Annotated in this window: 28 protein-coding genes; all 28 read left to right on the plus strand. The window is 37.7% G+C overall.

Annotation, left to right across the window (positions count from 1 at the left end):
* Positions 1-6 precede the first annotated feature (6 nt).
* The 28 genes from codY (at position 7) to MY533_RS04565 (ending at position 24657) form a co-directional block, all read left to right on the plus strand.
* A complete protein-coding gene (gene codY, locus MY533_RS04430) occupies positions 7-786 on the plus strand; it encodes a GTP-sensing pleiotropic transcriptional regulator CodY (RefSeq protein WP_132357446.1) in 780 nt (259 codons plus the stop codon).
* A gap of 929 nt (positions 787-1715) precedes the next feature.
* The gene (flgB, locus tag MY533_RS04435; RefSeq protein WP_132357445.1) at positions 1716-2108 is read left to right on the plus strand and encodes a flagellar basal body rod protein FlgB; all 393 of its coding nucleotides are present in this window, start codon (positions 1716-1718) and stop codon (positions 2106-2108) included.
* Between the two features lie 3 nt (positions 2109-2111).
* Positions 2112-2573 (plus strand): flagellar basal body rod protein FlgC, encoded by a 462-nt coding sequence (gene flgC / locus MY533_RS04440; protein WP_132357444.1) that lies wholly within the window; start codon positions 2112-2114, stop codon positions 2571-2573.
* A 23-nt stretch (positions 2574-2596) separates the two neighbouring features.
* Positions 2597-2902, plus strand: a complete 306-nt coding sequence (gene fliE, locus MY533_RS04445; protein WP_132357443.1) for a flagellar hook-basal body complex protein FliE — start codon at positions 2597-2599, stop codon at positions 2900-2902.
* Positions 2903-3255: 353 nt separating this feature from the next.
* Positions 3256-4845, plus strand: a complete 1590-nt coding sequence (fliF, locus tag MY533_RS04450) for a flagellar basal-body MS-ring/collar protein FliF (protein ID WP_132357442.1) — start codon at positions 3256-3258, stop codon at positions 4843-4845.
* Between the two features lie 15 nt (positions 4846-4860).
* Positions 4861-5874, plus strand: coding sequence for a flagellar motor switch protein FliG (fliG, locus tag MY533_RS04455; RefSeq protein WP_248718157.1), 1014 nt, complete (start codon positions 4861-4863; stop codon positions 5872-5874).
* Positions 5867-6655, plus strand: coding sequence for a flagellar assembly protein FliH (gene fliH, locus MY533_RS04460; protein WP_248718158.1), 789 nt, complete (start codon positions 5867-5869; stop codon positions 6653-6655). The genes fliG and fliH overlap by 8 nt, the downstream gene beginning before the upstream one ends.
* Before the next feature lie 5 nt (positions 6656-6660).
* Positions 6661-7986 carry a flagellar protein export ATPase FliI gene (fliI, locus tag MY533_RS04465; RefSeq protein ID WP_132357440.1) on the plus strand — a complete coding sequence of 442 codons (1326 nt, stop codon included), beginning with the start codon at positions 6661-6663 and terminating at the stop codon, positions 7984-7986.
* Between the two features lies 1 nt (position 7987).
* Positions 7988-8437 (plus strand): flagellar export protein FliJ, encoded by a 450-nt coding sequence (gene fliJ, locus MY533_RS04470; protein WP_132357439.1) that lies wholly within the window; start codon positions 7988-7990, stop codon positions 8435-8437.
* A gap of 4 nt (positions 8438-8441) precedes the next feature.
* On the plus strand, positions 8442-9050 hold the full coding sequence (locus tag MY533_RS04475; RefSeq protein WP_248718159.1) for a MotE family protein: 609 nt from the start codon (positions 8442-8444) through the stop codon (positions 9048-9050).
* A 24-nt stretch (positions 9051-9074) separates the two neighbouring features.
* Positions 9075-10340 carry a flagellar hook-length control protein FliK gene (locus tag MY533_RS04480; RefSeq protein ID WP_248718160.1) on the plus strand — a complete coding sequence of 422 codons (1266 nt, stop codon included), beginning with the start codon at positions 9075-9077 and terminating at the stop codon, positions 10338-10340.
* Positions 10341-10342: 2 nt separating this feature from the next.
* Positions 10343-11014, plus strand: coding sequence for a flagellar hook assembly protein FlgD (gene flgD, locus MY533_RS04485; RefSeq protein WP_248718161.1), 672 nt, complete (start codon positions 10343-10345; stop codon positions 11012-11014).
* 15 nt (positions 11015-11029) lie between these two features.
* A complete protein-coding gene (locus MY533_RS04490; protein WP_132357878.1) occupies positions 11030-11401 on the plus strand; it encodes a TIGR02530 family flagellar biosynthesis protein in 372 nt (123 codons plus the stop codon).
* A gap of 77 nt (positions 11402-11478) precedes the next feature.
* Positions 11479-12447, plus strand: coding sequence for a flagellar basal body rod protein FlgG (gene flgG, locus MY533_RS04495; protein ID WP_248718162.1), 969 nt, complete (start codon positions 11479-11481; stop codon positions 12445-12447).
* A gap of 155 nt (positions 12448-12602) precedes the next feature.
* Positions 12603-12824: a flagellar FlbD family protein gene (locus tag MY533_RS04500; RefSeq protein ID WP_049668748.1), complete on the plus strand. Its 222-nt coding sequence runs from the start codon at positions 12603-12605 to the stop codon at positions 12822-12824.
* Positions 12814-13242, plus strand: a complete 429-nt coding sequence (fliL, locus tag MY533_RS04505) for a flagellar basal body-associated protein FliL (protein ID WP_132357434.1) — start codon at positions 12814-12816, stop codon at positions 13240-13242. Before MY533_RS04500 ends, fliL begins: the two co-directional genes overlap by 11 nt.
* A gap of 32 nt (positions 13243-13274) precedes the next feature.
* Positions 13275-14270, plus strand: coding sequence for a flagellar motor switch protein FliM (fliM, locus tag MY533_RS04510; protein ID WP_132357433.1), 996 nt, complete (start codon positions 13275-13277; stop codon positions 14268-14270).
* On the plus strand, positions 14263-15501 hold the full coding sequence (fliY, locus tag MY533_RS04515) for a flagellar motor switch phosphatase FliY (RefSeq protein WP_132357432.1): 1239 nt from the start codon (positions 14263-14265) through the stop codon (positions 15499-15501). The genes fliM and fliY overlap by 8 nt, the downstream gene beginning before the upstream one ends.
* Before the next feature lie 21 nt (positions 15502-15522).
* Positions 15523-15885 carry a response regulator gene (locus tag MY533_RS04520; RefSeq protein WP_049668450.1) on the plus strand — a complete coding sequence of 121 codons (363 nt, stop codon included), beginning with the start codon at positions 15523-15525 and terminating at the stop codon, positions 15883-15885.
* A 10-nt stretch (positions 15886-15895) separates the two neighbouring features.
* Complete coding sequence (locus MY533_RS04525) at positions 15896-16564, plus strand: flagellar biosynthetic protein FliO (protein WP_248718163.1); 669 nt, start codon at positions 15896-15898, stop codon at positions 16562-16564.
* Positions 16561-17226, plus strand: a complete 666-nt coding sequence (gene fliP, locus MY533_RS04530) for a flagellar type III secretion system pore protein FliP (protein ID WP_132357430.1) — start codon at positions 16561-16563, stop codon at positions 17224-17226. The genes MY533_RS04525 and fliP overlap by 4 nt, the downstream gene beginning before the upstream one ends.
* Positions 17227-17239: 13 nt before the next feature.
* Positions 17240-17509, plus strand: coding sequence for a flagellar biosynthesis protein FliQ (gene fliQ, locus MY533_RS04535; RefSeq protein WP_132357429.1), 270 nt, complete (start codon positions 17240-17242; stop codon positions 17507-17509).
* 4 nt (positions 17510-17513) lie between these two features.
* Positions 17514-18290, plus strand: coding sequence for a flagellar biosynthetic protein FliR (fliR, locus tag MY533_RS04540; protein ID WP_132357428.1), 777 nt, complete (start codon positions 17514-17516; stop codon positions 18288-18290).
* A gap of 1 nt (position 18291) precedes the next feature.
* The gene (gene flhB / locus MY533_RS04545; RefSeq protein ID WP_248719145.1) at positions 18292-19380 is read left to right on the plus strand and encodes a flagellar biosynthesis protein FlhB; all 1089 of its coding nucleotides are present in this window, start codon (positions 18292-18294) and stop codon (positions 19378-19380) included.
* Positions 19381-19403: 23 nt separating this feature from the next.
* Complete coding sequence (gene flhA, locus MY533_RS04550) at positions 19404-21437, plus strand: flagellar biosynthesis protein FlhA (RefSeq protein WP_248718164.1); 2034 nt, start codon at positions 19404-19406, stop codon at positions 21435-21437.
* Positions 21434-22630 (plus strand): flagellar biosynthesis GTPase FlhF, encoded by a 1197-nt coding sequence (gene flhF, locus MY533_RS04555; RefSeq protein WP_248718165.1) that lies wholly within the window; start codon positions 21434-21436, stop codon positions 22628-22630. The genes flhA and flhF overlap by 4 nt, the downstream gene beginning before the upstream one ends.
* Positions 22627-23502, plus strand: a complete 876-nt coding sequence (locus MY533_RS04560; RefSeq protein WP_248718166.1) for a MinD/ParA family protein — start codon at positions 22627-22629, stop codon at positions 23500-23502. The genes flhF and MY533_RS04560 overlap by 4 nt, the downstream gene beginning before the upstream one ends.
* Entirely contained in the window at positions 23503-24657 is a 1155-nt protein-coding gene (locus MY533_RS04565) for a protein-glutamate methylesterase/protein-glutamine glutaminase (protein WP_256469514.1), read from the plus strand.
* Positions 24658-24670 lie beyond the last annotated feature (13 nt).

Here is a 24670-nt window from a genome sequence, read left to right on the forward strand (position 1 = left end):
CATATAATGAATTTATTAGAAAAAACGCGTAAAATTAACTCGATGCTCCAAGCATCTGCTGGTAAGCCAGTAAACTTTAAAGAAATGGCAGATACTTTAGGAGATATTATAGACAGTAATGTTTATATTGTAAGCCGTAAAGGGAAGCTATTAGGCATTTCAATTCATCAACAAATTGAAAACGAACGTATGAAAAAGATGTTCGAAGAGCGTCAATTCCCAGAAGCGTATACACATAGCTTGTTTACAATTTCTGAAACATCTTCAAACTTAGATATTAATGACGAACATACTGCTTTCCCTGTTGAAAACAAAGAGCTATTCCAAAATGCCTTAACAACGATTGTTCCGATTGTTGGTGGTGGTGAGCGTCTAGGTACATTAATTCTTGCTCGTTTATCTTCACAATTCGAGGATGATGATTTAATTTTAGCTGAGTATGGTGCAACAGTAGTTGGTATGGAAATTTTACGTGAAAAATCTGAGGAAATTGAAGAGGAAGCTCGTAGCAAAGCTGTTGTTCAAATGGCCATTAATTCTCTTTCATACAGTGAGTTAGAAGCTATTGAACATATCTTTGAAGAGCTTGATGGCCATGAAGGCTTACTTGTTGCTTCAAAAATTGCAGACCGAGTTGGTATTACACGTTCAGTAATCGTAAACGCATTACGTAAACTAGAATCTGCAGGTGTAATCGAATCTCGCTCTCTAGGTATGAAAGGTACTTACATTAAAGTACTAAACGGTAAATTCTTAAACGCATTAGCTGAAATTAAAATGAAATAATAAAACGTTCTTTCGGAACGGTATCAGGCATCTGGAATGAATTTTCTAGATGCCTTTTAATTTTCTTTCAACGAATGTCTTTTGCGTAAGTGAACCGGCAGTTACAGAAGTCTCCTACCTCTATAGATGGTAAGATAAATGCGGATTTAAGTTACTTGTCAAACACCGAACCTGCCTCTTTTACGTAGGTGAAAAAGCGGCTGTTCTGACAAGCGCTCGGCCGGGACGGAAAGTACCCCCCTCGTTTTGCAAAAAGATAAAAAAATTTATTAGTAACATGAAGGCATCAGGAATAATTACGTTCCGGATGCCTTTTTGAACTTTTTCGTAATTCGACAAAGATTCGACGGAATTTTCATCCGATTTACAATGCTCTAATTAAGTCGAACTGTGATATAGTACTAAATAGGGGGGAGAAATAATCTATGTTTTAAGTCTTTTTCTCATTTTCTATAGGTAAGTTTTCGACCTTTATAGACGTAATTATCATTGCTTTCTCCCTAAATTAGATTTTTTGAGTGCGCATTACTATTTGCATAAATGAAAAAAATAGATGCTCCAATTGTTACTTATAAGACAGTCTAGAATAACTATTCTGAATTTTTCGTAATCTAAACAGCTTGGACTTGAATAGTAAAAAGGAACTCTAATTTAGACATTGTGTCTACTGATGTTTTGTAAGAAAATGGAATAAAATCAATCCTAAAACCGTAAACACTGTCGAAGTAGTGTAAATTAACTAGATATGTGTTGTGTCCCATGAAGTCTGTAGTAGCAAGGGGTGCGGAAGTATTGTCCTGGTTATTCGTGAATAAAAATAGGTCTGATTTACTATCAAAAAGGGACAAAAGACAATAGACACTAGGTATCATCTTAATTACAATTGTGTTATTGGATAAAAAAAGAAATACATAAATGAGGTGAATGTTTTGGATTTGTTTGGAGGAACTATTAGTAGCCTGGAAAACGGACTTTCTTATGCAACTTTGAATCATAAAACAATCGCTAATAACATTGCGAATGTCGATACGCCGAATTATAAGGCGAAAAGTGTAAGTTTTAAAGATATGTTGGAGAAAGAACAACAAATGTCCTTGTCGGCATATCGTACTGATAGTAGACATTATGATTTCGAGATTCGACAATCAACACCTGGTGTGAATAATATTAATGGCTTACGTTATCGGAATAACGGTAATGCCGTAGATATGGATGCTGAACAGACGAAGCTAGCAGAAAATCAAATTTACTACAACGCATTAATTGAACGTATGAACGGCAAGTTAAACACATTAAATACTGTTATTAAAGGAGGTAAGTAATAGATGTCTATTTTTCATGGAATGAATACCACTGCCTCAGCTTTAACAGCACAGCGTTTACGAATGGATGTCATTTCTTCAAATATGGCAGGCATGGATACAACGCGAGCTAAACAAGTGAATGGACAGTGGGAGCCATACCGTCGAAAGACTGTGACATTTACAGCGCAAGAGGGACAGTTTTCAAAGTTCTTTAATGCTGCACTTGGTAAAAACGCAAAAAGTGGCGTTGGTAACGGCGTAAAAGTTACACAAATAAAAGAGGATACGGAAACACCTTTCAAACTTGTGTATGATCCAACTCACCCCGATGCAAATGCAGATGGCTATGTAAATATGCCAAATGTAGATCCATTAAAAGAAATGGTAGATTTAATGTCAGCCACTCGTTCCTACGAAGCAAACGTAACTGTATTGAATGCAAATAAATCCATGCTGACAAAGGCTTTAGAGATTGGAAGATAAATAAGAAGAAAGGAAGATACATAATGACAATTTCGTCCGTTTCACAAATGACACCTACGCAGGTTGTAAATGAAACAAATAAACTTAAAACGACACCTTATGAAGCACAACAGAGCTTTGCGAACTCGTTAAAGGAAGCAATATCCAAAGTAAATGATCAACAAATTACTTCTGACAATCTTACTCAAAAGTTAATTAATGGAGGAGATGTAGAGTTGCACGAAGTGATGATTGCATCTCAAAAAGCAAGCATTACATTAAATGCAACAATTGAAGTTCGCAATAAGGTGATTGAAGCTTACCAAGAAATAATGCGAATGAGTGTCTAACTTTATTTGAACAAGTGATTACAATCACTATTAAGTAAAGAATATATCCCATAATTTATATTTATTTAAATGAATGTTTAATGTAGAGAGTCGATGACTCCTTCAGGATTACGTTACAAATAATACCCTGGAGACAGAAGTGATGAAGGTTTAAAAGCATCAAGTCTTGTGATAATGCCTTCGTGACCAAATCATGATTGCCAAAAGTGGCTCATCGGACGCTCCTAGGAAAAAGACTAATCGAAACGGAAATCAATCCGTTATGGTGATGATATTGATTGAATGTTATGGGATACCACTGTTTTCGCGAATTATTAGATGGATAGGTTATTCACTATAACCGGAGGATCATAATGAATGAACGATTGACGAAAATAAAAAACGACACCAGTAAATTTTGGACAAGTCGTAGTAAAAAACAAAAAATTGTAATGATTGGTTCTGTAGTAGGGGTTGTAGCACTTGCTATAGGTATTACAATTTTTGCTACAAAAACTACATATGTACCACTTTATAAAGATTTATCGACAAGAGAAATCGGACAAGTGAAAGAAGCGCTAGACGCCAAAGGTGTAAAGTATGAAATTGAACCTGGAGGTACATCGATTTCAGTACCTGAAGACCAAGTAGACTCATTATTAGTGTCGTTGGCATCGGAAGGATATCCACAAACAGGATCGATTGATTACTCTTTTGCAAATAGCTCTGGATTCGGTATGACAGATAATGAGTTTAATCTATTAAAAAAAGCAGCAACTGAAACAGAAATTGCAAAGCTCATTAAAAATTTAGATGGTGTAAAAGATGCAAAGGTAATGATTAACATTCCAGAAGAGGGCGTTTTCTTAAAGGATGTTAAAGAGGAAGCGACGGCATCTATTGTTTTAAATACAGACCCTGGCTATAAATTTACAGAGCAACAAATTGCCACTATGTATAATTTAGTAGCAAAAAGTGTGCCAAATTTAAAAACGGATAATATTGTTATTTCTAACCAATTTTCTGATTACTTTGATCTGAAAGCTGCGACTACTGATGGAGCTTCAACAACGACAGCAGAAGGTCAGTTACAAGCGAAGAAATTGGTTGAGCGTGACCTACAGCGTCAAGTTCAAAATATGCTAGGTACGCTTATGGGACAAGACAAAGTAGTAGTTTCTGTGACAACAGACATTGATTTCAAAAAAGAAAATCGTGAAGAAAAACTAGTAACACCTGTTGACGAAGAGAATATGGCAGGAATAGAAATTAGTGCTCAACGTATTACAGAGCAATATTCTGGAGGTGCTGCAGCTACTGGTACACCTGAAGCAGAAACGACGACAGATAATTTCACAACTTATAACGAAGGTGTAAATGGTAATGGAGAATCTGAACGTACTGAAGAAACAATTAATAGTGAAGTAAATCGTATACGTAAAGATATCCAAGAGGCACCATATAAAATTCAAGATATGGGGATCCAAGTAATTGTTGAACCTCCGACAGGGGCTGACGCGGGAACGTTACCAAATGGGGTTCAAGAGGATATCCAGAAAATTTTAAGTACTATTGTTCGTACAACGATTTCTAAAGATGTAGCAGCTGAACTTACTCAACAGCAAATCGATGAGAAAGTTGCTGTTTCAGTACAACCTTTAAATGGTAAAGCAACAGAGACAGCTAGTGAAAAATCTGTTATTCCATGGTGGGTTTGGGTAATCGGTGGCATATTGCTAGCAGTAATATTATTGCTTGCATTCTTCATTATCCGTTCACGTAAACGTGCGCAGGAAGAAGAAGAACTTAGTATCCTAGATGAACAAGAAGAATTAATGATTGAAGATATTAATGAAGAAATTGAAACGGAAGCTACAATGCGTCGTAAGCAGCTTGAAAAAATGGCAAAAGATAAGCCAGACGATTTTGCGAAGTTACTACGTAGTTGGATTGCGGAAGACTAACTAGGAGGTTAGGCTGTGTCCAAGAAAGAAAAGGAATTAACCGGAAAACAAAAGGCCGCTCTCTTGTTAATTTCATTAGGGCCTGAGGTTTCAGCCTCTGTCTATAAACATTTAACAGAAGAAGAAATTGAACGTTTAACTTTAGAGATTTCAAGTGTTAAGAAAGTAGAAGCAAATGTTAAAGAGGAAATTATTGAAGAATTCCACAATATTGCACTTGCGCAAGACTATATTACACAGGGTGGTATTGGTTACGCGAAGACAGTATTGGAAAAAGCACTTGGTGTAGAACAGGCGCAAACAATTATTAATCGCCTAACATCTTCTTTACAAGTGCGTCCATTTGACTTTGCGCGTAGAGCTGATCCAGCACAGATTTTTAACTTTATTCAAAATGAACATCCACAAACAATTGCCCTTATTCTATCTTATTTAGAAGCAGGGCAAGCGGGTGTTATTTTATCTTCATTACCACAGGAAGTACAAGCTGATATTGCTAAACGTATAGCTGTAATGGAGTCAACTTCACCAGAAGTTATTAGTGAAATCGAATCTGTTTTAGAGCGTAAATTATCATCAACTGTTACACAGGATTACACGGAAACGGGTGGCATTGACGCAGTTGTTGAAGTGTTAAATGGTGTAGACCGACAAACAGAAAAAACGATTCTCGATGCACTCGAAATTCAAGATCCAGAGCTTGCTGAAGAAATCAAAAAACGTATGTTTGTATTCGAGGATATTGTTACACTTGACAACCGTTCGATTCAACGTGTTATCCGTGATTGTGAAAATGAAGACTTATTGCTTTCAATGAAAGTTTCAAGTGAAGAAGTAAAAGATATTATTTTCCGCAATATGTCACAACGTATGGCTGAGACATTTAAGGAAGAAATGGAAATTATGGGACCTGTACGTTTGCGTGATGTAGAGGAAGCGCAATCTCGAATTGTTGCTGTCATTCGTCGCTTAGAGGATGCTGGCGAGATTATTATTGCACGTGGTGGAGGAGATGACGTCATTGTCTAGAATCATCCGTTCTGTATACACACAGTCCAATGGCGATCATGTCAAAAAAATTCAAATTCGTGACATGTTTGAGATGCAAGAGGTAGATGAAGGAGAAAATTCACTTCAAAAACAAATGACTATGGAAGAAGTGCTAGAAGAGCGCGAACGTTTATTTGCAGAGGCCAGAGCTATTTTACAGGCTGAACGTGAAGCTTTTGAACAAGAAAAGCAAATGTTCTTTCAGGAAATTGAAGTTTTAAAGCAAGATTGGGAAGAGGAACGACCTAATCGAGTGCAAGAAGCTTATGATGAAGGATTTGGTCAAGGCTATGAGGATGGAATAAACAAAGCTACTGAAGCGATGGCACAATCTCTCCAAACGGCTAATGAAGTAATCATTCATGCGAGGGAAAATGCTCGGAAATATATTGAAGATCAAGAATCGATTATTTTAGAGCTAGGCTTAACTGCAGCAGAGCGAATTATTGACGCATCTTTAGAGCGAGACAACGAATTGTTTGTTTCAATCGTTCACAGAGGACTTAAAGAAGCGAGAGAAATGAAGGAAATAAAAATTTACGTTTCGCCAACCTACTATGCGTTAATTACTGCGAATCGGGATGAACTAGCTGAAATGTTCCCAACTGACGTACCATTTATGATTTTTGTAAATGAGGAGTTAGAAAATGAAACTGATTGTTATATTGAAACAAATCATGGCCGTATTGTTGTAAGTATTGATGAGCAATTGAATGAACTAAGATTAAAGCTACATGAAATATTAGAAAGTAAGGAATGATCTAGATGAAAACGGCTCAATTAATCGAACAAATTCCTCAAATACCAACCTTTAAAAAATTTGGTAGAGTAACTAGAGTTGTCGGCTTGATGATTGAGTCACAAGGTCCAGATAGTTCCATTGGTGATGTTTGTAAAATTCATGTGGAAACTTCTAAAAACGGCCATCAAATCATCTTAGCAGAGGTTGTAGGCTTCAAAGATGAAATTGTCGTCTTAATGCCTTTTACTTCTCTTCGGGAAATATCAATTGGCTGCCTAGTCGAAGGTACAGGGGCGCCGCTTGAGGTAAAAGTGGGCCCTGAGCTAATCGGTAAGGTACTTGATTCTATGGGAAATCCGATAGATGGAACTGTATTACCGAAAGGATTAATGACAGTTCCGACAGAGCAAGATCCACCCAATCCGCTAACGCGCCCACCTATTAATGAAAGACTTGAAGTAGGTGTTAAAGCAATTGATGGCATGCTAACAGTGGGGAATGGACAACGTGTTGGTATTTTCGCTGGTTCAGGGGTCGGGAAAAGTACATTGCTCGGTATGATTGCGCGAAATACCCAAGCAGATTTAAATGTAATTGCGCTAATTGGGGAACGTGGTCGTGAGGTTCGTGAGTTTATAGAGCGTGATTTAGGGCCAGAGGGTTTAAGTCGATCTATAGTAGTAGCTGCTACCTCCGACCAGCCTGCACTAATGCGAATAAAAGGGGCCTTTACCGCAACAGCGATTGCCGAATATTTTAGAAATCGCGGCTTAAATGTCATGTTGATGATGGACTCAGTGACTCGTGTTGCTATGGCGCAGCGTGAAATCGGTCTTGCAACAGGTGAACCACCAGCTCAAAAAGGGTATACACCATCTGTATTTGCCATTCTACCTAAACTATTAGAACGTACAGGTACTAATGAGAAAGGCTCTATTACTGCCTTTTATACAGTGTTAGTAGATGGTGATGATATGAATGAACCGATAGCAGATACGGTGCGAGGGATTTTAGATGGTCATATAGTCCTTGATCGCAACCTTGCAAATAAAGGTCAATATCCAGCTATTAATGTATTAAAAAGTGTCAGCCGTTTGATGAATCATGTGGCAGAGCCTGAGCACAAAAAGGCTGCAGAACGATTAAGGGAGCTCTATTATACATATGACAAGTCAGAGGATTTAATTAATATCGGCGCCTATAAGACAGGAACATCAAAGGAAATCGATGAAGCTATTTACTATGAACCTCTCATTACCGCTTATTTAAAGCAGGGCTATTTAGATAAGGTGACCCTAGAGGAAAGCAAGAATGAGTTAATTTCATTATCGATCGGTGGTGGAAAATAGGGTGGTAAGCTATATATATCGTTTTGAAAAAGTGTTAACCATTCGAGAGCAAGAAAAAAATGAAACAGAAATTGCCTATAAAGAATCTGTACGTTCTTTTGAAGAAATTGCAACTAAGCTATATGAATTGTTAAAAAAGAAAGAAGATTTAATAGAGTTTCAGCAGGAGCGTTTAGCTGTAGGTTCATCAATAGAAGAAGTTCATCACTATGCACGGTTTATTGATAGCCTCGAAAAAACAATTGTTGATGTACAGCAAAAAGTTGTTCAAGCTCGTGCAAAAATGACTTGGCACGAAGAAAAATTATTAGAAAAAAACTTGGAAGTACGTAAATTTGAAAAAATGCGAGAGAAAGATTTTAAAGTGTTTCAGCAGGAACAGGATCGTATTGAAGGCATTTTTTTAGATGAGATTTCATCGCTGACGTATAACAAGAGAGAAATCAGGTGATTTCATGGCGAAAACAGACAATCGACTTAAAGCAGAATTAGTAGAACAACCGCCTAAACGTAAATCAGGAGGCTTGCGAAAGTTTTTTACGTGGTTTGTAATACCTATCATGTTTGTAGCGGCAGTTCTACTTGTTGTTGCAACCCTTATGAATACGAATGTCTTTGATCTAGGGAAGAAGGCAGTTCAAAGCTTACCATTCGTTCCTTCAGAAGAACAACAAGCAAAAGATGCTGTAGTTAATAATGATTCAAAAGTTGTAAAGTTACAGGCCGAAATACAAGAAAAAGAAGCAGAAATCGTCCAGCTTCAAAAAAAGATGGATGCGGCAACAACTGAAAAAGAAAAGTTAACGACAGAAAATGAACAGCTGAAATTTGAAATTGAAAAGTTAAATAGGGAGCAAAGTGATGTAAAGCGTGACTTTACTGATATTTTAAAAACATTTGATAAAATGTCTCCTAAAGCAGCAGCGCCCGTTCTTATTAAAATGAGTGATACGGAAGCACTTCGTATTTTAACAAACTTAAAACCAGATAAATTAGCTGCGATTTTAGAAAAAATGGATCCACAAAATGCAGCGAAATATACAGAAATGATGGCTAAACAATAAGAAAATCTGAAAGGAGGTGAAAAAATGGATGTAGCAATGATGCAAATGATGTCTAAGCCAATAGCAACTAAAACAGCAGCTACAAAACCAACAACATCAGTCGATTCCAATATGAAGGCTAATGGACCATCGAACAAGTTTGGGTCTGTTTTTGGACAGATTATTTCTTCTTCAAATCAAATACAGCAGCCTACACAGTCAGCAGAGACAAAAGATATCTCTGATTTGACAGCAGTTTTAAATGCTGAATCTATAGAAGACGTACTAGACTTACTGGAGATTCCACACGACGATGGCTTGTTAATGCTGCAAATTGGTGATGAAGGCAAAGCTGTTGCAATAGATGAAATGTTAAATCTGGATAACCTAATGGATGCATTGGGGATTGATGCTGAGCAGCTTCAAAAATTAGTACAACAGTTGCTAGGCGAAGATAAAGAAGCACAAGATGTTTGGGAGCTTTTAGCACTAGTAGACGCTCAGGCACCAATGCTTCAAACGCAAATCGTAGCAGCTTTACAAGGTGAAGGACAAGTGACTCTAAAGGAAGCAGCGCCATTACTTCAAGTGTTAAAGTTAACACAATTAATGGGGCAAAAAACAGACTTAACAGCATCACAAGAAAACTTGTTAACTGACATAAAAAGTCTTTTGACAACAATTCAAACACAAGTGGAAACGACTCTATCTGAACAGCAAGTAACAACTAAAACAACAGTAACACTTCCGTTGCAGGGCTTCCAAAAAGTAGTGCAACAAGTTCAGGTTACAAAGCAGACAGATACAAGTGCTAATGAAATGGTGACTTCTAATACAGTCCAAACAAAAGCAGACACGTTCCAAGTGACACTGCCAGCAGCAAAGCCAGCACAGTCTGAGGCATTTTTGAAAGAGATGCAAGCAATCATTAATAGAGCCCAAATCTCTAATGCACAAGGTATTACACGTTTAACATTGAAATTGTATCCTGAAAATCTAGGAACAATACGTATCGAGCTTGTGCAAAATGACGGTGTCCTGACAGCACGACTACTCGCTTCGACAGCTCAAGGACGTGAATTACTTGATAGTCAGGCACATCAATTAAAGCAAGCCTTTGTACAGCAAAACATTCAAGTTGATCGACTCGATATTGCTCAATCATTGCAAGATGCAGATCGCCAACAACGCGACCAAAGCTTCTTCAACAATTTCTTTAAGCAACAACAGCAAGAAGAGCAAGAGCAAAAAAACGACGATGATGATGAAGGTAAATCATTTAGTGACTATTTAATAAGTGAGGAGGTGTGAGCGTGGCAGATACAACGACTAATACAAAACCGGTAAATACAAACGTAACAGAGGACTTATATTATTCCAACTATAAGAAGCCAACGAAGCAAACGGGTAATAGTGAACTTGGCAAGGATGCGTTCCTACAATTATTAATTACGCAATTACAACACCAAGATCCAACAAATCCAATGGATGACCGAGAGTTTATTTCTCAAATGGCTCAGTTCTCTTCGCTAGAGCAAATGCAAAATATGACAAAAGCGATGGGATCATTACTTGCCTCACAGCAGCAAACACAGCTTATGAATTATACATCATTTGTTGGTAAGGAAGTAAAATGGCATGAGCTAACAGATAAGCTAGATGACAAAGGCAAACCGGTTATTAATGAGGGAACCGGCACAATTAAATCGGTGAAGTTTGTTGAGGGTAATGCAGTGTTTGAACTAGCTGATGGTAAAGAATTAACGCCTGGTAATATTTCAGCTATTTTAGGCGGTTCAAGTGAATCAGAATCTCCACTTGTACAAGCGAGCAAACTAATTGGTAAAAAAGTTACGTATATGGACGGCGAGCAAGAACTACAAGGACGTATCGTTTCTGTAACGAATAAAGATGGCGTCATTCAATATGTCTTAGACAATGACAAAAAATTAACAGCTAAAGAATTTACCGTAATTAGCGAATAAAGGTGGAGAACAATGATGGATAAATTTTCAATACATCGTGTACCATTGCATCCATCTATTCGCCAGACACAACCTAAGCCAATAAACGCACAGCAATCGTTTAAAGCGCATTTGCAAGAAGCTACCAATCAACAAGAGTTAAAAGTGAGCAAGCATGCCCATGAACGTATTATGGAGCGTAAAATAGCGATTTCTGAACAAGAATGGCAGGCTGTATCGGACAAGGTATTTGAAGCGCACTCAAAAGGTGTCAAACAACCATTAGTCTTGATGGATCAAGCAGCTCTAATTGTCAGTGCTAAAAACGCAACTGTCATTACAGCGATGGACCGCACGGAAGCAAAGCAGCAAATATTTACAAATATAGATGGCACTATCGTGCTATAAGGGCTGGACCTTTGAAAGGAAGCCTAGGTGTGCTGATTGATAGAGGCACACAATATAAATGAAGGGAGAACGACATTATGTTACGTTCTATGTATTCAGGTATTTCAGGTCTTAAAAACTTCCAAACAAAACTAGACGTTATTGGTAATAATATTGCTAACGTTAATACAGTTGGTTTTAAAAAGGGGCGTGTTAATTTTAAAGATTTAATGTCTCAAACACAAGCAGGCGCATCAGGGTCTACTGCAACGCGTGGAGGAGTAAACCCACAACAAGTAGGTTTAGGTTCACAACTAGCAGCTATCGATACTATCCACGGTGGCGGATCTTTACAGAGTACAGGGCGTGGACTGGATTTAGCTATTGAAGGCGATGGTTTCTTTATGGTGGCTGATGCGAATGGCGCTCCAGACGAAACTTCTGGCTTTATTGATGAAGATGGATTCAATAACACGTTATTCACACGTAATGGTATTTTCTACATGGACAACAATGGCTACTTAGTAAATGCAGATGGGAAATATTTAGTTGGGGTCACTGCGGGTAAAGATATTGTTACCGAGAAGGATGATAAAGGTATTTTACCGGATGATGCACCAAATGCATCTGGTGATGAAGGTGCTAATTTATTTGATGATGCAGGAGTGTTAACACCTGCTAATGGTACTGTAGGACCTATTCGGATCCCGACAACAGCTAAAGAAGTAAATATCGGACCTGATGGTAAAATTACTTATCAAGATTTAAACGGTGAGCTACAGTGGGCTGGACAGTTGGTAATGGCTAAATTCCCGAACGCTGGTGGTCTTGCTAAAGCAGGCGGTAATTACTATCAACAAACTACAAACTCAGGTGTAGCATATGCACAAGTAGCAACTGTAGCAGGTATGGGTAAAGTTGTTGCGGGAGCGGTAGAAATGTCTAACGTCGATCTTTCTGAAGAGTTCACAGAAATGATTGTGGCGCAACGTGGTTTCCAAGCCAATACACGTATTATCACAACTTCTGATGAAATTCTTCAAGAGCTTGTGAATTTAAAACGCTAAGTTTTATAAAATAGATTTTAGTAAGAGATATATACTTCATATAGTCATACAGGTAAAGAAAATACTAGTTAGATTACAAAGTGCTCAAAACTAAAACATAATTTCATATGAGGGAGGGTCGGGCCGGCTCTCGTGCTAGACCCGGCCCTATTTCAATGATTGAATTAACACGTTTAAATGGCAAAGCATTTACATTGAATGCTTTATACATAGAAACGGTCGAATCTTTTCCGGATACGACCATTACATTAACGACTGGAACTAAAATCATTGTTTTACAGAGTGAAGATGAGGTGCGACAAAAGGTAACAGCCTTTTATAAAAATATACAAATACTATCAAACCCGCATCTACGAGGTGAAGAAGATGAAGAATAACAAAATGTTAACGATGATTATCATCGTACTAGTAGCAATCATACTTATCGGGGGTATTTGCTTTGCATTGTTTACCCAATTTAATAAGCCTGCAAAGTCTCTTGAGCCAACTATTGATGAAATCGTAGAAGCTTCTGTTGAAATTCCGGAGATTACTACAAATCTAGCGGATAACAAAGTTGTACGCTTTTCGTTAAAAATTCAAACATCAAGTAAAGATGCTGCTGCTGAATTAACGAAGCGTGATTTCCAAGTGAAAAATATTGTTATTCAAGAGCTTTCCGAGATGGAGCAAAAAGATTTAGAAGGTAAGCAAGGCAAACAAGTTTTCCAAAAATCATTAAAAACAAAAATTAATGAATTGATGCAAGAGGGAGAAGTTCAGGAAGTTTATTTTACCTCCTTCATCACCCAATAATTAAAGAAACTGCTTGAAATGGAGGTGGGCAAATGGCAGGAGATGTGTTATCTCAATCCGAGATAGATGCGCTGCTTTCCGCAATATCAACCGGGGAAATGTCAGCGGACGACATGAAAAAAGAGGACGAGGGGCGCAAGGTTAAAGTGTATGACTTTAAACGAGCACTTCGTTTCTCAAAAGATCAAATCCGAAGTTTGACCCGAATACATGAAAATTTTGCACGATTACTGACAACCTTCTTTTCTGCACAGCTAAGAAGCTATGTGCAGATTACTGTTGCATCAGTAGACCAAATACCATTTGAAGAGTTTGTACGTTCGATTCCGAATATGACACTCATTAATGTGTTTGAAGTGCCACCATTAGATGGTAATATATTGATGGAAATAAACCCGAACATCGCCTACTCGATGTTAGATCGTTTAATGGGCGGTAGTGGGGCGAGTCATAGTAATGTGGATAACTTAACAGAAATTGAAACTAAAATTATGACAAACCTTTTTGAACGTTCATTCGACAATTTACGCGAGGCATGGGAAAATGTTGCGGAAATTGATCCAATCTTAGTGGAACTTGAGGTCAACCCTCAATTTTTACAAATGATTTCACCAAATGAAACAGTTGTCGTTATTTCTTTAAATACGATTATTGGTGAGACAAGCGGTATGATTAATATTTGTATCCCGCATGTTGTATTGGAGCCAATTGTTCCAAATCTTTCTGTTCGTTACTGGATGCAGACTAATACAAAAGAGATGTCTCCAGAGCAAACAAAAATGCTTGAAACACGTGTGAAACAAGCAAAACTACCTGTTTCCGTTGAACTAGGTATTACAGACATTACCATTGAGGATTTCCTCACAATGCAAGTTGGAGATGTTATTCAATTAGAACAAAAAATTGAAGATCCACTACTGTTAAAAGTAGGCACATTACCGAAATTTACAGTTCAACCAGGAAAACAAGGCAAAAAATTAGCAATCCAGATTATCGACCCTTTGAAAGGAGGAGACGAAGATGAGTGATGAAATGCTCTCCCAAGAAGAAATTGAAGCGTTATTAAGGGGCGAAACGTTGGAAGATAAAAACAGCGGCACTGAAGCTTCTACAAATGAGGAAATTAATGATTTAAAAGTAGAGGATTACCTCGATTCGTTTGCCCAAGATGCATTAGGTGAGGTAGGAAATATATCTTTTGGTAGCTCTGCCACTGCACTTTCAGCGTTACTAGGTCAAAAAGTAGATATTACTACCCCAAGTATTTCAATGATTAACCGAAATAAATTAGAAGAGGAATTTCCTCATCCTTATGTAGCCGTACAGGTTGAATATACAATCGGGTTAACAGGTATGAATTTGCTTGTTATTAAGCAATCCGATGCAGCAATTATTGCTGATTTAATGTTAGGTGGAGATGGCTTAAATCCAAAACCAGATTTAGGTGAAATTCAGCTAAGTGCCGTGCAAGAAGCTATGAATCAAATGATGGGTTCTGCGGCTACTTCAATGTCGACAGTATTTAATAAAAAAGTGGATATTTCTCCACCTACTATTGATTTAATGAATATTTCTCAAAACGAAGGACGAGAAAATATTCCTGAAGATGATTTACTCGTAAAAGTATCGTTCAGATTGAAGATTGGTAATTTAATTGATTCGAATCTAATGCAATTATTGCCGCTGAAATTTAGCCAAAACATTGTAAAATCTCTGTTAGGAGAAACAGAATCAATCGGGGAACCTGTAGCTGCAACAATAGCACCTGAAGCGCCAGTAGCTCCTGCGCCTGTACAACAACAAGCGACTATGCAACCGCAAGCGCCAGTAGCACCACAGCCTGCGCAGCCAGTATATCAACAGCAGACAGCTCCTGTGCAGCAACCAATGTATCAAGAGCAACAGCAGATTCCTCAAGCAACAAGACCTATGCAACCGGTCAATGTTCAACAAGCACAGTTTGCTAGTTTTGATCCAAATGTTATCTCGCAATCTGAAGCTAGAAATTTAAATATGCTACTTGATATTCCGTTGCAAGTTACTGTAGAGTTAGGACGTACAAAGCGTTCTGTAAAAGAGATATTAGAACTATCTAGTGGTTCGATTATTGAACTAGATAAATTGGCTGGTGAACCAGTTGATATTTTAGTAAATAGCCGTTTAATCGCTAAAGGTGAAGTCGTTGTTATTGATGAAAACTTCGGTGTCCGCATTACAGATGTTTTAAGTCAAGCAGAGCGTTTAAATAATTTAAGATAGTTTCAATTGGAGGAGTTAACCATGTCTAAAAGAATTTTGATTGTTGATGATGCCGCATTCATGCGCATGATGATCAAGGATATTTTATCGAAAAATGGATTTGAAGTTGTTGGAGAGGCTGCTGATGGTTTACAGGCAGTTGAAAAGTACAACGAATTAAAGCCAGATCTAGTAACAATGGATATTACGATGCCAGAAATGGACGGTATTGCAGCTCTTAAAGCAATTAAAGGTTCAGATCCAAATGCAACTGTCATTATGTGTTCGGCAATGGGACAACAAGCAATGGTAATCGATGCAATTCAAGCTGGTGCGAAAGACTTTATTGTGAAACCTTTCCAAGCTGATCGTGTAATTGAAGCGATTCAAAAAGCTCTAGGATGATTGAATGCAAATGTTAAAATCATTTCGTCTAACGATGATTTTCGCATTTCTTGTATCCTTCCTGTTTTTGTACCCTACAACGACTTCTGTATATGCAGAATCTAACACGACTTCTGTGAGCGACTGCATCAAAAACGGAGATTGTGAAGAAGATAGTACTCCAGCTGCTAAGAAAGATTCAGAGTCACAAGCGGCTGGAGATGTATCTACGTGGGAATACATAAAAATGGTGTTGGCGCTTATTTTTGTTGTAGCTTTATTTTATGGATTAATGAAGTTTTTAAATAGAAGAAATTTAAACTTTCAACGTAATCAATTAGTACAAAATTTAGGCGGTTTATCGTTAGGTGCCCAAAAGTCGGTACAACTATTACAAGTAGGTAAAACACTCTATTTAGTTGGGGTCGGTGAGGATGTCCAGCTATTACGTGAAATTACTGATCCGGATGAAGTGGCAACACTTTTAGCGCTATATAATGAACGACAAGAACTTGCAGCAACATCACCGTATATTGCAGAAGTATTATCTAAGTTTAAGAAAAAAAATAATGAAAGTTCATCAGTACAGCAAAAACAAAACGCTTTTGGTGAGCTGTTCGAAAAAAAGATTTCCGAAATTAAACAGGAGCGCAGTGAAGAACTGGAGAAATGGAAGCAAAAGGAGAATGATGATAAATGAATGATGTAATCAGTGTTTTTTCCAACAGCGACCCGACAAATGTCTCTAGCGCAGTGAAGCTGCTCTTGATGTTAACAGTTCTTTCACTAGCACCTAGTATTTTAATTTTGATGACATCGTTCACACGAATAGTTATCGTATTATCGTTTGTTCGTACTGCGTTGGCGACACAGCAAATGCCACCGAACCAGGTCATTGTAGGACTTGCCTTGTTTTTAACTTTCTTTATCATGGCCCCAACATTTCAAGAGGTCAATAAAGAGGCATTACAGCCATTATTTTCTGAGGAAATTGGCATTGAAGAGGCGTATGATCGAGCCAGTGTACCGTTTAAAGAGTTTATGAGTAAGTATACAAGGCCAAAGGATCTGAATTTATTTTTAAAGTATAATCAAGCAGAAACACCAGCATCTGTAGAAGAAATTCCACTGACAATGCTAGTACCTGCTTTCGCATTGAGTGAGATTAAAACAGCATTTGAAATTGGCTTTATGATTTTTATTCCATTCCTAGTAATCGACATGATTGTCGCAAGTACGCTAATGTCGATGGGGATGATGATGTTACCACCGGTTATGATTTCATTGCCGTTTAAGATTTTATTATTTGTACTCGTTGATGGTTGGTATCTTGTGATGAAATCATTACTACAAAGTTTTTAGGGGATGATACAGTATGACAGGTGAATTGGTTATTTCCATTGCAGAGCGTGCCATTATGGTTATCCTTCTAACAAGCGGTCCGCTACTATTAGTTGCTTTAATCACTGGTTTAGCGGTAAGTATTTTTCAGGCAACAACATCGATTCAAGAGCAAACTTTAGCATTCGTGCCAAAAATCATCGCTGTATTAGCAGCCATCGTATTTTTCGGTCCTTGGATGTTATCACAAGTGACTAGCTATGCGAGAGACATTTTTGAGAATTTAACGCGTTATATAGGGTGAGTAGATGAATGAATTAATCCCGCATTTTACGGTTTTCTTATTAGTGCTTGTGCGCGTATCGGCATTTTTTGTCACGGTGCCTTTTTTCTCGTACAGAACGATTCCGCCACAAGTTAAAATAACGCTCGCATTAGTTTTAGCTTGGATGATGTATTACACAATTGACGTCGAACCATTTGTATTTAATGGTGATTACATACTTTTAGTGATGAAAGAGGCACTTATTGGACTGTTACTCGGTTTAGTAGGCTATATCATCATGTCGGCAATTCAAATTGCCGGAAGCTTTATAGATTTTCAAATGGGTTTTGCTATTGCCAATATTATTGACCCGCAAACAGGTGCACAAAGTCCATTGATAGGACAGTTTTTTAATACGCTAGCATTACTTTTTCTACTAGCTATAAATGGGCATCATATGATTCTCGATGGAATTTATTATAGTTATCAATTTTTACCGATGGATCAAGGATTTCCTAATTTCGCAAATGATCATTATATAGAGTTTATCATCACAAAATTTACAGCTGTTTTTGCGATTGCCTTTCAAATGGCTGCTCCTGTTGTAGCTACTTTATTTTTAGTCGACTTGGCACTAGGAATCACGGCGAAAACTGTACCGCAATTAAATATTTTTGTTGTTGGTTTTCCTATTAAAATTGGTGTTAGTTTTCTAGTGTTATTCACAATGATGGCTGTAATGGTTCAAGTGATACAAAAGCTTATTACAATTATGATTTATGCGATGCGTGATGTAATGGCTATTTTAGGTGGTGGGTAAAATGTTGCTACTGCTGGATTTAGATTTACAGTATTTTGCGGGAGAAAAAACGGAAAAGGCAACGCCCAAAAAACGACAAGATGCTCGAAAAAAAGGTCAGGTAATCAAGAGTCAGGATATTTCCAGTGCAATTGTCATGCTCATGGTATTTATCTTTTTATACTTCTTTGCAGGTTCACTGCTAGATGATCTTTTAGCTTTTTTTAAGCAAACTTTTATTCAGAACATACGCGTAGAAACACTAACAATTGATAGTGTGATGCGCTTATTTACAGAAACATTGGTGCAAATGGCTTTTGTTATTGGTCCAATTATGGGAATTGCATTTGTTGGAGCGCTAGCAGGTAACTTTCTACAGTTCGGTTTTCTATTTACATTAGAACCAATGAAGTTTGATTTGAAAAAAATGGACCCGATTAAAGGGCTAAAAAAAATATTTTCTGTTAAAGCCATTATAGAGCTTATAAAGTCAGTATTAAAGATTGGCTTCATTGGTGGCGTTACGACAATTATAGTCTGGACAAATTTACCAAAAGTTTTGGCATTATCCTTTAAAAGCCCATGGATAACTCTTATTACCGTGGGTAAGCTTGTTGGTATTATGGGGATTGCTGCTTCGCTAGTCTTACTATGTGTATCCCTTTTAGACTGGATGTATCAAAAATTTGATTACGAAAAAAATCTTAAAATGTCTAAGCAAGATATTAAAGATGAATATAAAAATAGTGAGGGGGATCCGCTGATAAAATCGAAAATTAAGCAACGCCAACGCGAAATGGCGATGCGTCGAATGATGTCAGAGATTCCAAACGCCGATGTAGTCATCACTAACCCAACTCACTATGCGATTGCCCTCAAATATGATGAGGAAAGTATGGAAGCCCCACGCATTGTTGCCAAGGGTACAGACTTTATCGCTCAAAAAATTAAAATGATTGCGAAAGAACATGATGTGATTATGGTTGAAAACAGGCCATTAGCACGAGCAATGTACGATCAAGTAGAAATCGGTGATCAAGTACCAGAAGAGTTTTTCAAAGCAATAGCCGAAGTGCTTGCTTATGTTTATCGAATTAAGCGGAAAATTTAAAGCTTTTTGTAGGAGGGACACAAATGAAAGTTCGCGATATAGGGGTTTTAGGTGCGGTTATTTTAATCGTTGCGATGCTCATCATTCCTCTTCCTCCGTGGATGTTAAGTTTCTTAATCGTCATTAATATTACATTAGGATTAATTGTACTGTTAACAGCAATGAGTATGAAGGAAGCGTTAGACTTTTCTATTTTCCCTTCAGTTATTTTATTGTTAACTTTGTTCCGACTCGGACTGAGCGTTTCTACAACACGTGCCATTTTAGCCAAAGGTGATGCTGGTGCGGTTGTTGAAACGTTTGGTGATTTCGTAGTCGGCGGGAATGTACTAGTTGGTTTAGTTGTATTCTTAATTCTTGTGTTAATTCAGTTTATCGTTATTACAAAAGGAGCGGAGCGTGTAGCTGAAGTAGCAGCACGTTTCACACTGGATGCGATGCCAGGTAAACAAATGAGTATTGATGCTGATTTAAATGCAGGAGTTATTTCTGAAAAGGAAGCACGTGAACGACGCGAAAAAGTAGCGGGTGAAGCGGACTTTTACGGAGCGATGGATGGTGCCACAAAATTCGTAAAAGGGGATGCCATTGCCTCGATGGTCATGGTTATTATCAACTTATTATTTGGTATCATCATCGGTGTTGCGCAAATGGGTCTTCCATTTGCAGATGCAGCGAATCATTTTTCTAAGTTAACAGTTGGGGATGGTATTGTCTCACAAATTCCTGCACTACTTATCTCTACTGCGACAGGGATTGTCGTAACACGTGCATCTTCTAAGGGAAGTCTTGGTGAAGATATTACAGGGCAGCTTTTTGCTCAAGCGAAACTGCTTTATGTAGCAGGTGGCACAATACTTTTACTTGGATTTTTCACACCTATCCCTCTATGGATAACACTTCCAATTGGTTGTTCGCTAATTGCTGGTGCTTATATGATGGATCATAAGAAACCAGAGGATGAAGAAGAATTACTTGAAATTGAGGAAGAAGTGGCAACAGACGGCATGAAGAGCCCTGAAAACGTTGTGAATTTATTAAATGTGGACCCAATCGAGTTTGAATTCGGCTATGGTTTAATACCTTTAGTAGATGCTGCTCAAGGTGGAGATTTATTAGATCGAGTCATTATGATACGTCGACAGTTAGCATTAGAATTAGGGATTGTCATTCCGGTTGTTCGTATTCGCGATAATATTCAATTACAACCAAATGAATATCGAATTAAAATAAAGGGTAATGAAATGGCACGTGGTGAACTTCTACTTGATCATTATTTAGCAATGAGTCCAGGAGATGATGATTCCATCGAAGGAATTGACACAGTTGAACCATCATTTGGTTTACCTGCAAAATGGATTACTGAGCAAGTGAAAGAAGATGCCGAAATGTTCGGCTACACAGTTGTTGACCCACCGAGCGTAGTGTCGACCCACTTAACCGAAATGATTCGAGCAAATGCTTATGAATTACTCGGTCGTCAAGAGACGAAGCAGTTAATTGATCATTTACGTGAAACACATCCAATTTTAGTCGAAGAGCTGACGCCTACACCGTTATCGACTGGAGAAATTCAAAAAGTACTGGGTAAACTTTTACGAGAAAATGTTTCAGTACGAAACTTACCAATTATTTTTGAAACGCTAGCAGACTATGCAAAGTTAACGAGCGATACCGATATATTAACGGAGTATGTACGTCAATCATTGGCACGTCAGATTACTTCTCAATACGTAGGAGACAACCCGTCATTAAAGGTGATAACTGTTTCGGGTAAAGTAGAGAAAATGATTGCTGATAGTATACAACAAACTGATCACGGAAATTACTTAGCGATGGATCCGCAAGATTCTCAAACTGTCTTGGAGATTATTGCTGCAGAAGTAGAACGCGTTTCCTTTATGGAACAATCTGCTATTATCTTATGCTCTCCAGCAGTTCGTATGTATTTACGTCAACTAACGGAGCGTTATTTCCCGCAAATTCCAGTTCTATCATACAATGAACTTGATGCTACAGTTGAAATTCAAAGTGTTGGGGTGGTGAATGTTGAATGAAAATGAAAAAATATTATGCATCCTCCATACCAGAAGCGATGAAGCTTGTACGTGCTGAACTAGGTGAGGACGCTGTCATTTTGAATTCGAAAGTAGTCGTTACAAAAAAGTTTTTTGGAATCATTAAAAAGAAAAGTTTTGAGGTTGTTGCAGGGATTGATTCAATGGAGCCAGGTAATGTGGCTCCAGCACCTGCAGCTTTACCTATAACAACAGCTAAAAAAGAAAATGTAAGGTTACAAGAGATTACGAATGCTGTGCAAGCTAAAACGCACCAAGTACAGCTACAGAATGAGGTGCCCTTGCATGAGGAAACTGGCATTTCTGAAGACTTGAGGAAGGAAATCGCAGATTTAAAATCTTTAATGCATTCTATGCATAAGAAGACTATCCAAGATCAATATCCCGATGAACTCTTACCCTTCATTGAATACTTAAGACAGCAGGAGCTAAGTGAGGAGCTCATCACAACGATTGGTGATGAGCTTTTTACGCATTTCAAAGAGGCGTCAGAAATCAATTTTTCTCAATGTAAGATGGTTACGAAAAATTTATTGCGCAAAGAGCTAGAGAATCTTCCAGTCGGGGGCTTATCCTATGACAAAAAATACATTAATGTTCTAGGTCCAACAGGTGTCGGAAAGACTACGACAATTGCTAAAATGGCAGCCAGAGCAGTTTTAGAAAAAAAGAAAAAAATAGGATTTATCACGACAGATACTTACCGTATTGCCGCAATTGAGCAATTAAAAACGTATGCTGGACTGTTACAAGCTCCTGTCGAAATTGCCTATAATGCAACAGATTTTGAACAAGCAATCCATCGTTTGTCCCATTTAGATTTAGTGTTTATAGATACAGCTGGCCGCAATTATAAAGAGGTAAAATATGTAGACGATTTACAGCGTCTCATAAAATTTGACGATCAAGCCGAGTCCTTCTTAGTACTTGCTATGACAACGAAAGAAAAGGATATGGCAAATATTGTAGAGCAATTTAAGCAATTACCAATTGAAAAATTCATTTTTACAAAAATTGATGAAACAAATTCTATTGGCACTATGATTAATTTAATGATTAAATATAATAAAGGACTTGCTTACTACACGAATGGTCAAGAAGTACCAGAAGATATTGAGGAAGCTGACCTAGAAGCAGTACTAAATTTATTTTTTCAAGGTGAAGAAAAATGAGAGACCAAGCTGAAACATTACGCTTGAAAATGTTAAAACAGCAAGGCGAATTAGGCAGGGCAATTGCAGTTGTAAGTGGAAAAGGTGGAGTTGGTAAAAGTAACTTCACGATGAATTTTGCCATTACAATGGCCAATAAAGGGAAAAAAGTTGTCATCGTCGATATGGATATTGGTATGGGGAATATCAATATTTTAATTGGAAAAAATGCACCTTATAGTTTAAAAGATTACTTAGAAGGAAATAAGTTGCTAGATGAGGTTATTTATGAAGGTCCTTACGATTTAAAATATATTTCAGGTGGGTCTGGTATGTCGGGTGTCTTAGAATGGTCAGAGATTATGTTTGATCGACTCATTCATGCATTTGAGCAGCTTCAAAAAAGCTTTGATTACATCTTATTTGATATGGGAGCAGGAGCAACTAATTGGTCATTAGATTTACTAACTTCTATAGATGAAATCATTGTTTTATCAACAGCAGAGCCAACTTCTATAACAGATGCCTATTCCATGATGAAATATATTCATACGAGAGATGTAGACAAGCAATTTTATATACTCTGTAATCGAGCTTATAGTAAAGAAGAAGGATTGGAAACTAATGAACGACTGAAGCGTACGATGAAACGTTTTTTGGACAAAGAGGTTACGGTATTAGGCTCATTACCTGAAGATTCTGTTGTGCGTAAGGCTGTGCGTGAGCAAGTGCCTTTTTCACTTGGATATCCAGACGCGCTTATTACAAAGACGCTTCATCTTATAGTGGCACGTTTTATGGAATTCCGTGTGGAAGAAGTTCATGCACATGATCAGTCAGCGGGTAATTTCTTAACTAAATTAAGAAGTATTTTTTCGAAAGGGCGTGATTAATTGGACTTTTTACATAAAAGCAAGCTATTAGTTGTTGATGATTCTGCTTTTATGAGAAAGCTGATTAGTGACTTTTTTGTTGGCAACTCGAAGGTTGAAGTAGTTGGAACAGCACGAAATGGGAAAGATGCGATAAAGAAGATTCAATCATTGCAGCCAACAGTTGTGACAATGGATATTGAGATGCCTGAAATGAATGGGCTTGATGCTTTAAAGGAAATTATGACTATATGTCCAGTACCTGTTGTCATGCTCTCAAGTACAACTCAACAAGGAGCAGAAAATGCCTTGTCAGCAATTGAACTTGGTGCAGTAGATTTTGTCGCAAAGCCGAGCGGAACAATTTCTCTTGATTTACATAAAATCCAAACCGAGCTTGTTCACAAAGTTGAACAAGCATCATTGGTACCTATTTCAAAATTAAAAAAACCTTCTGGTAGTAAAAGACAACAAGAACATTCATTAATAGCGAGTACTGTTAGACGAGAATCTTTTAGTGAAGGCATAGTGGCTCCTCCTGTCAATGTTGTTCCGACAAGGGCAGAATTATCAAAGCCACATGTAGAATGGAATAAAGTAGGACGGAAAATTGTACTGATTGGGACTTCTACCGGCGGACCTAGAGCATTACAAGAAGTAATAACGAAAATCCCAAAATCAATTCAAGCACCAATTTTAATTGTCCAGCATATGCCAGCAGGATTTACAAAATCTCTTGCAACTCGTTTGGATCAATTGAGTGAGATTACCGTAAAGGAAGCTGAGCAAGGAGATATTCTTCAAAATGGAACGGCGTATATTGCACCTGGTGGGTATCATTTAAAACTTAGAAAAGTAGGTACCTCCTTTGGCATAGTTCTTGATAATAATGAACCACCTAGATCTGGACATCGCCCTTCTGTAGATGTCATGTTTGAAGATGTCAGCCAATTTAATGATTTTGATAAAGTGGCAGTTATTATGACAGGTATGGGCCATGACGGTTCTAACGGACTAAAAGCACTAAAAAGTACTGGAAATGTAATTGCAATCGCTGAGTCAGCTGAAACTTGCATAGTGTATGGTATGCCGAAAGCAGCAGTGGAAACGCAGCTTATCGATGAAGTAGCAGATGTAGATGATATTGCACAAACGATAATGAAATATTTGCCTTAAAGGGGTGTCCTCT

The sequence above is a fragment of the Lysinibacillus sp. Ag94 genome (assembly GCF_023242215.1).
Classification (GTDB): domain Bacteria; phylum Bacillota; class Bacilli; order Bacillales_A; family Planococcaceae; genus Lysinibacillus.